Origin of the sequence: Sorangium sp. So ce362 (assembly GCF_051519845.1) — a bacterium.
In the GTDB taxonomy this organism is placed as follows: domain Bacteria; phylum Myxococcota_A; class Polyangia; order Polyangiales; family Polyangiaceae; genus Sorangium.
On record NZ_CP150332.1, the window covers coordinates 9,904,397 to 9,918,030 of the forward strand.

Annotated in this window: 13 protein-coding genes; 6 read left to right on the top strand and 7 right to left on the bottom strand. The window is 72.5% G+C overall.

Annotated elements, in window-relative coordinates:
• Both WMF17_RS38120 and WMF17_RS38125 read right to left on the bottom strand, forming a co-directional pair.
• On the bottom strand, positions 1–1,527 hold the full coding sequence (locus tag WMF17_RS38120) for a cation:proton antiporter (RefSeq protein ID WP_437598307.1): 1,527 nt from the start codon (positions 1,525–1,527) through the stop codon (positions 1–3).
• A gap of 317 nt (positions 1,528–1,844) precedes the next feature.
• Positions 1,845–3,683 carry an SLC13 family permease gene (locus tag WMF17_RS38125; protein WP_437645908.1) on the bottom strand — a complete coding sequence of 613 codons (1,839 nt, stop codon included), beginning with the start codon at positions 3,681–3,683 and terminating at the stop codon, positions 1,845–1,847.
• Positions 3,684–3,829: 146 nt separating this feature from the next.
• Between WMF17_RS38125 and WMF17_RS38130 the strand changes: the two genes are divergently transcribed.
• Positions 3,830–4,693, top strand: coding sequence for a class I SAM-dependent methyltransferase (locus WMF17_RS38130; RefSeq protein ID WP_437598310.1), 864 nt, complete (start codon positions 3,830–3,832; stop codon positions 4,691–4,693).
• Positions 4,694–4,829: 136 nt separating this feature from the next.
• Here WMF17_RS38130 and WMF17_RS38135 read toward each other — a convergent pair whose 3' ends face one another.
• Positions 4,830–6,125, bottom strand: coding sequence for a hypothetical protein (locus WMF17_RS38135; protein ID WP_437598312.1), 1,296 nt, complete (start codon positions 6,123–6,125; stop codon positions 4,830–4,832).
• Between the two features lie 360 nt (positions 6,126–6,485).
• Here WMF17_RS38135 and WMF17_RS38140 point away from each other — a divergent pair, with 360 nt between their 5' ends.
• From WMF17_RS38140 to WMF17_RS38155, 4 genes are all read left to right on the top strand, one after another.
• Complete coding sequence (locus tag WMF17_RS38140; protein WP_437598313.1) at positions 6,486–6,698, top strand: hypothetical protein; 213 nt, start codon at positions 6,486–6,488, stop codon at positions 6,696–6,698.
• A gap of 259 nt (positions 6,699–6,957) precedes the next feature.
• Positions 6,958–7,482, top strand: a complete 525-nt coding sequence (locus WMF17_RS38145; protein WP_437645910.1) for a hemerythrin domain-containing protein — start codon at positions 6,958–6,960, stop codon at positions 7,480–7,482.
• Positions 7,483–7,664: 182 nt separating this feature from the next.
• Entirely contained in the window at positions 7,665–7,928 is a 264-nt protein-coding gene (locus WMF17_RS38150; RefSeq protein WP_437598315.1) for a hypothetical protein, read from the top strand.
• 313 nt (positions 7,929–8,241) lie between these two features.
• A complete protein-coding gene (locus WMF17_RS38155; RefSeq protein ID WP_437645912.1) occupies positions 8,242–9,192 on the top strand; it encodes a CAP domain-containing protein in 951 nt (316 codons plus the stop codon).
• A gap of 15 nt (positions 9,193–9,207) precedes the next feature.
• Here the strand turns inward: WMF17_RS38155 and WMF17_RS38160 are convergent, their stop codons facing one another.
• Together WMF17_RS38160 and WMF17_RS38165 are read right to left on the bottom strand one after the other, a co-directional pair.
• Positions 9,208–9,909, bottom strand: a complete 702-nt coding sequence (locus WMF17_RS38160; RefSeq protein WP_437645914.1) for a tRNA-uridine aminocarboxypropyltransferase — start codon at positions 9,907–9,909, stop codon at positions 9,208–9,210.
• Between the two features lie 163 nt (positions 9,910–10,072).
• Positions 10,073–10,642 (bottom strand): hypothetical protein, encoded by a 570-nt coding sequence (locus WMF17_RS38165; protein WP_437645915.1) that lies wholly within the window; start codon positions 10,640–10,642, stop codon positions 10,073–10,075.
• A gap of 12 nt (positions 10,643–10,654) precedes the next feature.
• On the opposite strand from WMF17_RS38165, the gene WMF17_RS38170 reads away from it, so the two are divergent.
• Positions 10,655–11,215, top strand: a complete 561-nt coding sequence (locus tag WMF17_RS38170; RefSeq protein WP_437645917.1) for a hypothetical protein — start codon at positions 10,655–10,657, stop codon at positions 11,213–11,215.
• A 115-nt stretch (positions 11,216–11,330) separates the two neighbouring features.
• On the opposite strand, the gene WMF17_RS38175 is transcribed toward WMF17_RS38170, so the two are convergent.
• Complete coding sequence (locus WMF17_RS38175; RefSeq protein WP_437598322.1) at positions 11,331–12,527, bottom strand: alpha/beta hydrolase family esterase; 1,197 nt, start codon at positions 12,525–12,527, stop codon at positions 11,331–11,333.
• Positions 12,517–13,515: a hypothetical protein gene (locus tag WMF17_RS38180; protein WP_437598323.1), complete on the bottom strand. Its 999-nt coding sequence runs from the start codon at positions 13,513–13,515 to the stop codon at positions 12,517–12,519. The genes WMF17_RS38175 and WMF17_RS38180 overlap by 11 nt, the downstream gene beginning before the upstream one ends.
• Positions 13,516–13,634: the final 119 nt, after the last annotated feature.

A 13,634-nucleotide genomic window follows, 5' to 3' on the forward strand; every position in this document is an offset into this window, starting at 1 on the left:
TCATCCGCCTCCTTCGTGCGCCGAGAGCTTCACCATCTCCCGGTCGATCTCGTTCGCGTGGGCGTCCGCCGTCTCGGAGTCGATGAGCCCGCGCCTCGCCGCGTCGAGCACCGCCGCCTTCTGCGCCGTGAGCAGCGCGGCGTCCGTGAGGTGGTCGCGCACCTCCTGGCCCCGCGGCGACTGGAGCGCCGCCTCCGCCGCGATCACGCGGCGCTGGAACGCGGCCCGGCGCTCCGCGTGCTCCTTGCGGGAGAGGAGGCCCGAGGCGAGCAGGTCGTCGAGCTCCGACTGGCCACGCCGCGCGGCGATGAGCGTCGCCTTCGCGGCGTCGAGCGTCGGGTCGGCGCTCGGGGTCGCGACCCCCAGGAACTTGAGCAGCCGCGCGAACGGCAGCGCCTGCACCACCAGCGTCACGAACGTCACGCCGAAGACGATCGTGACCAGGCGGTCGCGGTACGGCATGTCGTGCGGGAGGCTGAGGACGGCGGCCATCGAGAGCGCGCCCTTGATGTTGCCGACCAGCATCACGTGCTGCCAGCGGAGCGGCACGACCTCCCGCGTCATGGCCCGGAGCACGCCGAAGCAGCCGTAAACGGCCACCGCCCTGCCCGCGTGCAGGGCGATGAGCGCGAGGCCGATGGAGGCCGCCTCGCGCACGAGCATCTCCGCGTGGATCTGCATGCCGACGAGCAGGAACAGCAGCACGTTGAGGCCGAAGCCGCCCGTCTCCCAGAACCCCTCGAGGGCGAGCACGCGCGAGGGCTCGAGGTGGCGGCGCGCCGCCTTGCCGACGACGACGCCGACGACCACGACGGCGATGACCGGCGAGGCGTGGAGCCGCTCGGTGACCAGGGCCGTGGCGAACACGAGCACGAGGGAGGCGAGGATCGCGGTCAGGTGGTCCGGCGTGCGGCGGAGGAGGGCCGTGCCGACGGCGCCGAACGCCCCGCCGAGGACGGCGCCGCCGGCCACGCCCATCGCGAGCTGGCGGAAGGTCTCGATGGCGTCGAACGTGCCGCTCGCGAGGACGCGCGAGGCGAGCACCACGAGCACGAGCGCCGTGCCGTCGTTGAAGAGGCTCTCCCCCTCCATGATGGCGGCCAGCCGGTGCGGGACGTGGACGCTCCGGAAGGCGAGCAGCACGCTCACGGTGTCGGTGATGGAGAGCACCGCGCCGAGGAGGAGCGCCGCGGCGAACGGGAGATCGAGCACCAGCGTCGCCACCGCGGCGGTGCCGAGCAGCGAGATGAGCACCCCCGGCACGGCGAGCGCGAGGATGGGCCGGCTCGCGGCGCGCAGGCTGTCCGCGTCGGCGAACAGGGCGCCCTCGAAGACGAGCACCGGGAGGAACGCGATGAGGATGACCTCCGGGTCCATCGGCGTGTTCGGCAGCACGTCGACGACGACGAGGAGGAGCCCCACCAGCACGAGCGCGACGTTGTACGGGATCCCGACGCGCTTGGCGCCGATCGCGACGGTGGAGCCGACGGCCAGGACGAGGAGCAGGCTCTCGAGCCGCTCCCTCATGCGTCTCCTCGCGGCGGCGACACGAGGGCGATGGCAACCGGCGCACGCGGCGGGCACGCCGCGATGTGCGTGGGGTCTCTAGGGGCCATCACCGTAGATCCTGCGCTACAGGATCGCACCGGGATCCGCAAGATAGGAGAGACGCCGCCGGAGCCGTCGGGCGGGCGCCGTGCGAAGGCAGGCGAGACGGGAGCGTGCCTGTGCCCGGAAAGCGGGGAGATGTCCGAGATCACATGACACGACAGCCGCAACGCTCTCGCGTCCTCCGCGGGCGGCAGTCCCCCGGCGAAGCGCGACGGAGGAGCGTTGACCCGCGATCAGAAGGGCCAGACGAGCGGGACGACGATCAAGGCGGTCGCCAGCACGAGCAGCTGCAGCGGCAGGCCGACCCGGGTGAAGTCTTTGAACTGATAGCCTCCGGGTCCCATGACGAGGATGTTCACCGGGGAGGCGATCGGCGTCGCGAAGGCGGCCGAGGCCGCGAACGCGACCCCCATGAGCAGCGGCTCCGGCGTGAGGCCGAGCGCGCCGGCCAGGCGGACCGCGAGGGGGGCCATGAGCACGGCGGTCGCGGTGTTCGAGAGGACCATGCCGATGGCCGAGGTGAAGAGCATGAGCACGCCGAGGACCACCGTGGGGCGCGCCCCCGCGAGGAGCCCCTCGGCGGCGGAGACGGCGGCCCCCATCGCGCCGGTGCGCTCGAGCGCGGCGGCGAGGGGGACCATGCCGGCGATGAGCACGACACTCTCCCAGTTCACGGCGCGGTAGGCGTCCACCGGGCGCACGCACTGCGCGAGCACGAGGAGGAGCGCGGCGAGCAGCACGGCGATCACGTTGGGCAGCCACCCGAACGCCATGCAGACGAGCATGCCCAGGGTGATGCACACCGCGACGACGGCGCGCTCGCGATCGACGAGGACGTCGCCGCGCGCGTCGGGCTCGGCGACGAGCACGAGATCGCGCCGCTCGTCGCGCAGGTTCTTCAGGTGCTTGAGCCGCCCCTTCACGAGCAGCGTGTCGCCGGCGCGGAGCTTGAGATCGCGCAGCTCGGGCGTGGCATCGAACACCGGGAGCCAGCCGTCGCCCCGCCGGATCGACAGCACGCTCGCGCGATAGCGGTCGCGGAACCTGGCCTCCCTCAGGGTCTTGTCCGTCAGGCCGGAGCGCCGCGGCAGCACCACCTCGGCGAGGGACTCCTCGGGCGGCAGCGAGAAGACGGGCCGCGCCGAGAGCGCCTCGAGCCCGAAGCGATCGGCGATCGCCGCGATCGCCGCGTCGCTCCCGAGCAGGCGCAGCTCGTCGCCGACGGCGAACACCGCCTGCGGCACCACGCGCTGCGCCTCGAGGCCGTGGGGCCCGGGGCGCGCGATGCCCACCACGGTGGCGCCGAAGTCCGCCCGCAGGTTCGCCTTTCCGAGCGTGAGGCCGGCGAGGTTCGCGCCGGGCGCGACGCGCACGGCGCGCAGGGCGCTGCCGAGCCCGTACTCCATCGAGAGGTCGTCGAGCGAGAGCGCTCGCGGCGCGCCCGCCTCGCCCCTGTCTCCTTTGCTGGGCAGCGCGCGGCGACCGATCGCGACGACGTACGCCGCGCCGACCGCGAGCACGACGAGTCCGGGGACGGTGAAGCTGAAGAAGCGGAACGGCGCTCGCCCCGCCTCGCGGAGCGCCTCGCTCACGAGCAGGTTCGGCGGGGTGCTGATGAGCGTCAGGTTGCTCCCGAGGTGCGCCGCGAACGCGACGGGCATGAAGAGCCGCGCCGGCGCGATCCCGCGGCGGAGCGCGAGCGTCCCGACGACCGGCAGGAGGATCGCCACGGTCCCCGTGGAGCTCATGAAGGCGGACAGGAGCGCCGTCGCCCCCATCACCACGACGGTCACCTGAGCTTCCCCGCCGCCGGCGAAGCGCTCCAGGCGCTGGCCCAGCCAGTCGGCGACCCCCGTGTCGGTCAGCGCGGCCCCGACGATGAACAGGCCGGCGATCATGAGCACCGCGGGGTTCGAGAACCCGGCGAGCGCGTCCGGGACCGTGCTGACACCGGAGATCGTGAGCGCGAGCAAGGACATCATCGCCACGACGTCGAGCCGCAAGCGATCGCTCACGAACAGGACGATCGCGAACCCGAGAATGACGAGCGCGAGAATGGCCTCAGAGGTCATGGGGGGGGCGCAGCCTAGCGGGACTTGCGCGAGGCTGCATCACGTGCGGGTCGGATCACCGCGCACGTCTCGGCAGCGCGCTTCCGTGGCGTCGCTCGGCGTCGCTCGCGCATTGAAATGTCGGCGGCTGACGCTATTCACGAGGCATGCGTGAGCGTCGTCCCAGCCAGACCGCCGCCACTGTCGCGCTCATCCGGGCGCTCGCGGACCAGGGCCTCACCGATGTGCCGGGCTTCGAGGACCCCGTCGTGCACCGGCTCCTGTCGCGCGGGTGGAGCGCCGCGCTGACGCTGATCGCGCGGCAGCTCCGGCGCATGGCCCCCGCGAAGCGCGCGCGCATCCTGGCCCGGCTCTCCTCGGTCCCGCTGCGGGTGCGGGCCATCGACGTGGAGCTGGAGGGCGCCGTGGCGCTCGGGTGCCGGCAGGTCGCGAGCCTGGGGGCCGGCCTCGACACGCGCGCATTCCGGATGAAGGCGCTCTCGGCGACTCATTTCTTCGAGATCGATCACCCGGCGACACAGGCGTTCAAGCAGAGCAAGGCAGCGGGGCTGTCGCCGGTCGTGGAGAAGCTGACGTACGTGCCGGTCGATTTCGAGCGCGACGCGCTCGCCACGTGCCTTCTTTCGGCCGGTCACCGGCCGGACGAGCCCACCGTGTGGATATGGGAGGGGGTCGTGATGTACCTGTCGGACGACGCGCTCCGGGCGACGCTGCGGTCGCTCGCCGACGCCTCGGCGCCGGGCAGCGTCCTCCTCGTGAACTACATGGAGCCCGAGGCGCGGCGCCGCCTGGGCCTCGTTGGCAGCCTGATCGCGCGGATCTGGAGCGAGCCGCTCGTCGGCTTCCGCCGGCGCGAGGTGATGCTCGCCGAGGTCGAGCGGGCCGGGTTCCGCGCATTGCGCGACACCGGCGGGGAGGACTGGGCCCGGCAGTTCGGAGCCCCCATCGCCTCGTCCAACCCGGCCGCCAACACACGGCTCCTCGTCGCCGAGCGCTCCGGCGCGAGCTGACCCCGGGCTCTCCTTCGCGCGTCACCGCCCGACGAGCCCCGGAGCCCGCCGCGTCAGCGACGCGGCTCCCCTCGCGGGAGCGCCGTGGATACCGCACCTCGTCAGGAGACCGCACCTCGTCAGGCGGAGCCCGGCGTCAGCTCCACGTCTCCGAGCGCCGCGGGTTGCGGGTCTCGATGGCCTCGGCGTGGCCCCGCAGCCCGCGCGCGGCGGGCAGGTTGCCGTGCGTCTCGAAGACGTCGGCGAGGGCGAGCCCGAGGATGACGATCTGCTGGGGTTTCTCCAGCGCGCCGACGGTCGGCGCCGCGGATCCGAGCAGCTCGAAGGCCCGCCGCCACGACTTCGCGGCGGCGTCCGGCATGTCGGCGTTCAGCGCCGCGTGCCCGGAGCAGCGGTGCATGTCCGCCGCGAACTGGTGGCTGCCGCGGCGGTCCGCGAGGTCTCCGGCGCGGGCGTACGCCTCCGACGCGTCGAGGAAGCGGCGTTGCTTGCTGTGCAGGCTGCCGAGCGAGGCATAAGCCTCGGGGACGATCGCGAACAGCCCGCGCCGCTCTGCCTCCTTCAGCGCGGCGATGAACACCCGATGTCCCTCGTCGACAACGCCCGCGCCGATGAGCGAGCGCGCGCGCTGCATGGCGACGTGAATCGCCTCCTCGCCCAGCCCGCGGCCCATCAGCATCTCCTCGGCTTGCTGCTGGAGCTGCGCAGCCTCGGTGTGCCGTCCCGCGTGAAAGCACTTGTCGGCCTCATGCAGGAGGCGCCGCGCCTGGAGGAGCTCCGGAGCGCGAAGGGGGGAGTCGGGCGCGATACGGTTCTCGAGGTCGACGGGGAGGCGCTGCCCGCGGGCCGAGAGATCGGTGAGCAGGCGCTCGAGATCGACCAGGGCCGCGCTGTCGGCCTCCGGCCACACGACGCGGGACGCGCCGTCGCCGAAGCGCGCGAGCAGGTCGCCGACGCTCGAGTGGACCGGATCGACGAGGACCCAGCGCACGAGCGCGAGCTCGGGCCCCTGCGCGAGCCAGAGGACGTCGCGGGCATACGCGCGGGGATCGTCGATGTGCTGTGGCGCGAGCACCACGACGGCGCCCGCGTCCGGCGCGCGGGCGGCGAGGTGGGCCGCGAGGGCGCCCGCGAACGCGTCGAGCGGCTCGCGCAGGGGCCCGGGCTCGGGCGTCGCCGTGGGATCACCGGGCATCGCCGGGGCGCCGAGCTCGCGCGCCAGCGCGCGTTCGCGGGCGGCCCAGCCCTGGCTGGGCCCGTAGAAGGGGTCGGCCAGGACCCACACGGGACGGGGCGCCGGGCCTGCTTCGCCGAGCGCCCGCAGCAGCGCCAGCGTGTGCCCGTGCACGTGCGCCGGAACGATCACGTGCAGCAGGCGGGCTCGCTCGCCTGTGAAGATGGCGCTGAGCGCGCGGGCGATGTCGTGGATCATGTCGCGTTCCAGGGCGGAGTCTTGCGCCGATCCGCGCCGAGGCCAAGCGAATGCGCCCGCGCCGCGGCGCGGGACCTCGCCGGCGCCTGCGCTGAACGCCTTCGCGGGGCGCCGCGCCCCCGGCGAGCGAGCGGCCGTTGCGCGTCGCAGGACGCCACGGTCGAGGCGATATGTCTCAGGGTTTTCGCTCCGGAGCGCGGGCGCGGCGCGGAGGAGTACGCGCGGGGGCTTGATCCTTGCTGGCCCGGGCATTGCTGGGCGGAAGAAGCTGAAGCAAGCGTCGAGGGTCGTTGGAGAACCGCTGAACGCGCCCGGGGGTAGACGCCGCCGGTCGCGCTCGATCTCGGAGGAGATGGTACCGTGAAAACAGTGTATCTGTCGCTGCTCTTGGGCGGCATGGTGATCGTGGGTTGCGGTGGCAGCAAGCCTCAGCCGGAGGGGCCGGCCGAGAAGGCGGGCGAGGCTGTGGACGACGCTGCGCGCGACGTCAAGGACGAGACGAAGGACGCGGCGGAGTCGGCCGGTGATGCCGCCGAGGAGGCGGGCGACAAGGTCGAGGAGAAGACGGACTAGCAGGGCCGGCCTCGTCTGCCGGCGCGCTGGTCGAGGACCGGCGCGCCGGCAGAGGGGCGCGCAGCGCCGAGGTGGTCTCCTGCTGTTCGCGCGGTGGCGGCTGGGCCAGGCCGCTCGCCCCCACCGCGCGTTGCGCTGCGCTGCGAGGAGATCCGACCGGAGGGTCCACGCGCGAGATGCACGAGATCCTCCGCGGCCTTTCGTGAACCCCAAAGACCCGGCCGCGCCGAGGCGCGGCTCGCAAGGTGGAGGCAGGAAGATGAAAGCAACGTCATTGCTCGAGAAGCAGCATCGCAAGGTGGAGTCTCTCTTCAAGCAGCTCGAGGGCGGCAAGTCGGAGCCGGCGCCTTTGCTCGCCGAGCTCGCCAACGAGCTTGTCGCGCACATGGCGATCGAGCAGGAGCGCTTCTATCCCGCCGTGCGGCAGGTCAAGGAGGACCTGATCCTCGAGAGCTACGAGGAGCACGCCATCGCCGAGCTCGCCCTGAAGCGGCTGCTCGCGACGGACCCGGAGGACATCTCGTTCAAGGCTCGCGTGACGACGCTGAAGGAGCTCATTCAGCACCACGTCGAGGAGGAGGAGAAGGAGCTCTTCCCCAAGGTCGAGAAGGCCATCGACGAGAAGCGCCTCACGGAGCTCGGCAAGGAGATGAAGGCGGAGTTCGAGCAGCGGCTGGCCGAGGGCTACGAGGCGCTCCTCCCGGCGGGTTACAAGAAGACATCCGCGGACAGGGCGAGCCACGCGAGGCACGCGAGGCGCGCGAACGGCGCGAACCTGGGCTGACGGGGCCAGCTCTGGCGGAGAGCGGGAGCGCGATAGACCGGGGTTGAGCCGCGGAGGCAGGCGAGGGCGCGGGGCGGCGGAGGCCCTGTGCCCTCCCAGCCCTCGCGGCTCTTCTTCTTGTGTTCGCGGCGGCGCGCGGCGCGCCGACCCGGGACCCGCGAGCGGCAGTTCGGCGGTCGACCATGGTGGAAGCAATCGGCTGGATCAGCTCCGTCATCCTCGTCCTGACGGTCGGCAAGCAGGTCCACAAGCAGTGGAAGAGCAAGACGAGCGAGGGTGTTTCCAGGTGGCTCTTCCTCGGCCAGCTGGCCGCCTCGACCGGGTTCGTCGTCTACAGCTGGCTTGTCGGGAACTGGGTCTTCGTGGCGACGAACTCGCTCATGGTGGCGAACGCGCTCGCCGGGGCGCTGATCGTCTTTCTCCAGCGGAGGCGCGGCGCGCCGTGATGGGCGTCGTGGTGCGCTCGTCATCCTCCAGCGGAAGCGGATTGAACCGCCAAGGCGCCAAGGACGCCAAGAGAAGAAGAAAGATCTCTTCTCCTGGCATCTTGGCGCGTTTCTCTTCGCCTCAGCCAGTCGGCATTATCCCGTCCGACTGGAATTGAAAGCCGGCCAACACACCCCTGTGCGATACCGACGCTTCTCTCCGCACAGAAACGCTGCAAGCTCACCGACTGCGCCTGAACCGCTCTCAGCATGCAAAAGTGCAGCATGATCGGTATACGTTGAGCGTGAATCCAAAGCCTCATAGCATCGACAGATGCTTGATACTTCGACGCGCTCATGCACCATCGCGCTCGCCGCGACGTTCATTGCCTCTGTGCTGTCGGGCTGCATTGGCGAGCTGGGCAGCGTGCTGACCGAGGGCGAAGAGAGCGGCCCGACGAGCGGCGCCGGTGTCGGCAGCGATAACGGACCGCCGGGCGGCGGGCCGACCACCAGCACCGGCGGCTCGACCGCCGCGGGCTCCGGAGACAGCGATGGCACCGGCGGCTCACCCGCCGGCGGCACCGCCGGCTCGACCACCGCGGGCACCGGGGGCAGCGCCAGCTCGACCACCGCGGGCGCCGGGGGCAGCGACGGCTCGACCACCGCGGGCACCGGGGGCAGCGCCGGCTCGACCACCGCGGGCACCGGGGGCAGCGCCGGCTCGAGCACCGCGGGCGCCGGGGGCAGCGCCGGCTCGACCACCGCGGGCACCGGCGGCTCCGGCGGCTCCGGCGGCTCCGGCGGCTCCGGCGGCTCACCCGCGGGCGGCACCGGCGGCTCCGGCGGCGGCGGCACCGGCGGCTCCGGCGGCGGCGGCACCGGCGGCTCCGGCGGCTCCGGCGGCTCGACCGGCGCGGCGCAGCTGTGCGTCGATACGATCAACCAGCACCGCGCCACGCTCGGCTTGCCTCCCCTGGCGCGCTGGAGCGAGGCGGAGTCGTGCTCCGATGGAGAGTCCGAGTCCGACGGGAACGCCAACAAGCCGCACGGCGCGTTCGGCGCTTGCGACGAGCGAGCTCAGAACGAATGCCCCGGCTGGGGCGGCCCCCCCGAATCCATGATCGTCCCGTGCCTGCAGCTCATGTGGGACGAGGGGCCCGGCGAGGATTTCAATGCCCACGGCCACTACCTCAACATGAGCAACACCGAGTACACAAAGGTGGCTTGCGGATTCCACACCTTCCCGGATGGCAGCGTCTGGGCGGTGCAGAACTTCCGGTGACCGGCGCGCGAACGCTCACCCGCTCTCCGAGCCGTCGAGCTCCCGCCCCACGAGGACCTCGGTGCCGTCGCCTTCTCCCCGGCCCGCCGCCCCGTCCTCCAGCTTTCCGGTGAGCCGCACGCGCGTCGCGCGGTGCACCCACACGTCGAACGCCTCCATCATCCGCCGCTCGACCGCCGCGCCCTCGAGCACGCCGAGCGCGCGCGCGACGGCCTCCAGCGTCGACAGGGCGCCCTCGCGCGGAGCGCGCCGCAGCCCGTAGCGGCTCGGCGCGCCCTGCGGCAGCGTGACCGGCTCGGCGCCCTGCGCGTCCGCATCGCGGTGAACCGCCCGGCGCGCCTGGTTCCAGCTGCCGTCCGGGACGAGCAACACCACCGGCTCGCCGCGCGCGTCGTCGGGCGAGAGGGCGCGCGCCCCGGGCGACGGGAACAGCACGAGCCGGCGCCCCTCCGGCAGCGGCAGGCGCGGCCGCGGCTCGATCTCGCCGCGCACGCGCACCTCCGCGCCCTCGACAAGGCGCGCGACGAGCCGACCCGTGTTGGTGCTCCTCGTGCGCTCGATCCGGTGGGTGAGCAGCACGACGCGCGTGCGCACCGCGAGCCGGGGCAGCGCGGCGCAGAGGCACATCGATCGCGGCAAACCGCAGCCGCGGCAGCGCGGCGTCCCCCGCGCGCGGATGGGGGGCAGATCGGGCGGCTGCAGCGGGACGAACGTCATCGGCCGAGGACCGGGCGTTCTCCCACGCGCAGGCCTCCCCGGTCAAATGGCCCCGCCCCCCGGCCCGAGGAGCGCCCCCGGAGCGCTCCCGCCGCGGGAAGGCGCGTCGACCCGGCGCCCGGGAACCTCGACGCCCCCCGAGATGTCATGACACGCATGCTGGTCAGTCTGACCCCGGCTCGCCGTCGAGCCGTCGCGCTCTGCATTCTCGCGCTGAGCGCCGGATGTCACGTGTCGCCCGCGGCCTCGCCGGACGCGCCGCCGGCGCTCCCCTTGAGGGAGCACCGGCGAGAGCGAGGTCCTCAGCATCGGCAACCTCGCCGACCTCGCGCAGGCGGCCGGCGTCGAGAACGGCGCGCTGTTCACGTACCGGCTGGCCGGGGGGCTCCACCTGCGCCCCCACGGCTCGGCGCTCGTCCCCTTCACGCAGCAGGACGTCGAGACGCAGCGGCTCACGTGGTTCGGCGGCGAGGAGGAGCGGGGCCGCAGCGGCGCGCGGCTCGCGAACACGACCCGGCAGACGCTGCCCGCGGGGCCGATCGCCGTCTACGAGGCGAGCGGCTTCGCCGGGGAGACGGGGCTCCCCCGCCTCAAGCCGGGCGAGCGCACGTTCCTCCTGTTCGGCGCCGATCTCGACGTCGAGCTCCGGGCGGCCGACCGGCGCGCGGAGGACGTCACGCAGAAGCTCGTCTTCCAGGGCGAGGCCCTGAAGGAACACTTCGTCCGCAAGCACAGGCGCAGGTACGTGGTCGAGAACCGCGGCGGCCAGGAGCGGCGCGTCTACGTGGCGCTCGACATCGTGAAGAACGCCAGCGTGCGCGGCTTCGACGCGGTGGACTTCGACGAGGCGAGCGAGAAGCCGCTCGGCGTCCTGCGCGTCGCGCCGCGGAGCAAGCTGGAGCGCGAGGTGACCCTCGACGAGGCGCTCCAGCGCTCGGTCAGCGTGCGCTCGCTGTCGGCGCGCGTGCTGCGGGAGAAGTCCGACGTCACCGCGCTGTCCGCCGCGGACCGCGTCACGCTGGGCGCCGCGGCGAGGCTGTTCGAGGACGTGGAGCGGACCGACAAGGAGACGGCGGCCGAGCGCTCGCGCATCGACCGGATCGAGAGCGATCTCGCGCGCTTGCGCGAGCACCTCGAGGCGCTCGGCGACAAGAGCGGCTCGCCGGCGGGCGCGAATCCGCTGGTCGTCCGCATCCTCGCGCTGGAAGACGAGCTGTCCGGCGCCCGGCGCCGCGTCGAGCAGCTCGGGGCGCAGCGCGAGGCGCGCCTCGCGGCCGTGAAGGGCGAGCTCGAGCGGCTCCGTTGATGAGGGAGGTCACGCCGTGCGTGCCGTTCTGAAGGGGGCACCGATCCGCTCGAAGAGCGAGAATGAACCCCAGAGGACACAGAGGAGAGGCAGGGAAATGTCGTCCGTTACGCGCTCACGGCAGCGAATGCCGCTTCAGCGTGGCCCACCCGATCTCGGGGCTCCCCCAGGCCATGCCGCCGCCCTGCGTTGTGCACAGCGTCACCTCCGCGCCGCCCGCGCAGCTCGAGTAGGTCGAGCAACCGTTGCTGTCCGCCGCGCTCGGGGTTCCCGTGCACCGGTTCAGCTCGGCCCACCGCTCGAAGGTGCCGACGGCGCCGAGAAAGGTGATGTTCGCGCCGTTCGGCGCCTGCTGAGCTCCGCCCTCGTAGGGCACCAGCACGTCCGCGGTACCCCGGAACGAGATCTCGGTCACCGGCCGCGCCGGCTGGCAGGGCTGCTCCGACTCGGCCAGAAGGTCGAAGGCGCTGGGAGCGACTCCGGCAAAGACGTCCGCCGCGTTGCAGGCCAGGTGGTAGGCCATCCCGCCGCCGTTCGCGACGCCCACGGCATAGACCCGCTTGACGTCGACGCACGCCTCCGTCTGGACTTGCTGGACCAGGGCACGCGCGAACCCCACGTCGTCGACGTCGCGTGACGTCGTGCAACACGGACCGATGTTCCACGCGCCGTCGATGCCCTGCGGCCACGCGACGATGAATCCTTCGCTCTCGGCGAGCTCGCGGTACCCCGAGGCCTCGGCCTCCGCCGCCGGGGTCCCGCCGAGCGTATGGTAATCGAGCACCAGCGGCATGGGGCTCGCCCCCGTGTAGCTCGCAGGGAGGCGAACGACGTAGCTGCGGGTCGTGTCCCCGACCGTCACCGTGCGGTCGTTGTCGCCGGGCGCGAGGGTGGTGACCGGGCAGGCGGTCGCCGTGCCGCCACCGCCGGGCGCTCGGCAGAAGCCGCCCTGGCAACGGAACGGCGCGCCGCCCGGCTCACCGAGCGACTCGCAGGCGGCATCATCGCTGCAGGAGAGATCGCAGAACGCAGCGCTCTCGGTCGCGGCGCACGCCGCCTCGGTAGGCCGCTCCGCCACGGCCACGCACTCGGCGCCGGAGGCGAGCCCCGTGCATTCGTCGGCGACCGAACAGGCGCGCGTGCAGACGCCGCAGATGCAGGCGAGACCGTCCCCGCAGCTGGCATCGCAGCTCGTGAGAAAGTTGGTCTCGCTCCCGGTTTGCGGGCCCACGCCCTTGCAGGCCGGGGCCAGCAGCGCCGCGCCCGTCACGCCCGCGAGGAGGCACGCCGTCGCGACCCCACTAGGCCTCATCGCCGCCCCCCATGTCCTGCTGGATCAAGCACTGTCCGACGTACAGCACGACCTGCGTGTACCTGTCCGGCGTCTCGTGCGTCGCGTTGAATGCTTCGATCTGCTCGCGCAGCTCGACAAGCTGGGCGCGCAGGCGCCCCAGCGTCTCGTAGGCCCGCTGTTCGTGCGGATGGCCGGGCCACACGTCGAGAGTATAGGTGCTCCCCCCGACGCGGTCGGCGAGGCCGGGCGCGGTGCGATCCTCGCGCAACCGGCACAGGATGGTCTTCACCATCGCCTGGTAGTGATCGAAGATCGCCGCCTCCCACCCCACGGGCGAGCCGAGCAGCACGTAGAGGCTCGCGGCGCTGTACGTCGCTCCGGCATCTTCACCGGTCCGCTCGACTCGCGCCGATTCCACCAGGCGCTTCAGGGCGCCATCGAGCTCCGAACGATCGATGTGCGTCCGCTGCGCCAGATCGTCGCGCGTGAGCGGGCCCTCCCGATAGATGATCGCCACGACGAGCTCGTCCACGCCCTCGCCGGAGCGAATCGCGCGAAGCGCGCCGAGCTCGTCGTCGGACACCGCGCGATACACCACCTGAGCTCCCTGCCCCGCCTGGAAGATCAGGCGGCTCTCGCAGAGGTCGAAGAGCACCCCGCGCAGCAGGACATCATCCTCGGCGGCGAACGCCCGCAGGATCTCGGCCCGCGGCGTGATCCCCCGGCGGCGGATGTGGTCCAGCACGGCCTCCCAGAGCGAGCGGCCGCGCTCGACCGAGCTCTCGGTGATCCGCCGGACCCGTCGCTGATAGCTCCGGAGCCCCATGCCGAACATGTCGGCGCCCACCTTGCGGCTGACTCCCTGTCGCTCGAGCTCGGTCGCCAGGTCCTGGAACACCTGGTCCGCGAGCTGGGCCAGGGGGGCACGCCAGCCCCCCGAGGTCGCCAGCTGAGCGATGAGGACAGTGGTCTGGCGAACAATTGCCTGAATCAGCTCGACTGTCATACGTTCCGGCGAGAAACCTCGTAGCTCGCCGAGAGTATCGTGGCGCCGGACAGCTGGGGAGTGACAAACCCGACGCCCCCCGGGCGTGGAGAGGGGTCGACGCCGGCTCCGCCGGCTGC

What these genes read in the sequence shown, in the direction of transcription:
- WMF17_RS38160 (WP_437645914.1), bottom strand. Translation starts at nt 9,909, where the DNA reads ATGACGTTCGTCCCGCTGCAGCCGCCCGATCTGCCCCCCATCCGCGCG.
- WMF17_RS38125 (WP_437645908.1), bottom strand. Translation starts at nt 3,683, where the DNA reads ATGACCTCTGAGGCCATTCTCGCGCTCGTCATTCTCGGGTTCGCGATC.
- WMF17_RS38130 (WP_437598310.1), top strand. Translation starts at nt 3,830, where the DNA reads ATGCGTGAGCGTCGTCCCAGCCAGACCGCCGCCACTGTCGCGCTCATC.
- WMF17_RS38180 (WP_437598323.1), bottom strand. Translation starts at nt 13,515, where the DNA reads ATGACAGTCGAGCTGATTCAGGCAATTGTTCGCCAGACCACTGTCCTC.
- WMF17_RS38175 (WP_437598322.1), bottom strand. Translation starts at nt 12,527, where the DNA reads ATGAGGCCTAGTGGGGTCGCGACGGCGTGCCTCCTCGCGGGCGTGACG.
- WMF17_RS38145 (WP_437645910.1), top strand. Translation starts at nt 6,958, where the DNA reads ATGAAAGCAACGTCATTGCTCGAGAAGCAGCATCGCAAGGTGGAGTCT.
- WMF17_RS38135 (WP_437598312.1), bottom strand. Translation starts at nt 6,125, where the DNA reads ATGATCCACGACATCGCCCGCGCGCTCAGCGCCATCTTCACAGGCGAG.
- WMF17_RS38155 (WP_437645912.1), top strand. Translation starts at nt 8,242, where the DNA reads ATGCTTGATACTTCGACGCGCTCATGCACCATCGCGCTCGCCGCGACG.
- WMF17_RS38120 (WP_437598307.1), bottom strand. Translation starts at nt 1,527, where the DNA reads ATGAGGGAGCGGCTCGAGAGCCTGCTCCTCGTCCTGGCCGTCGGCTCC.
- WMF17_RS38150 (WP_437598315.1), top strand. Translation starts at nt 7,665, where the DNA reads ATGGTGGAAGCAATCGGCTGGATCAGCTCCGTCATCCTCGTCCTGACG.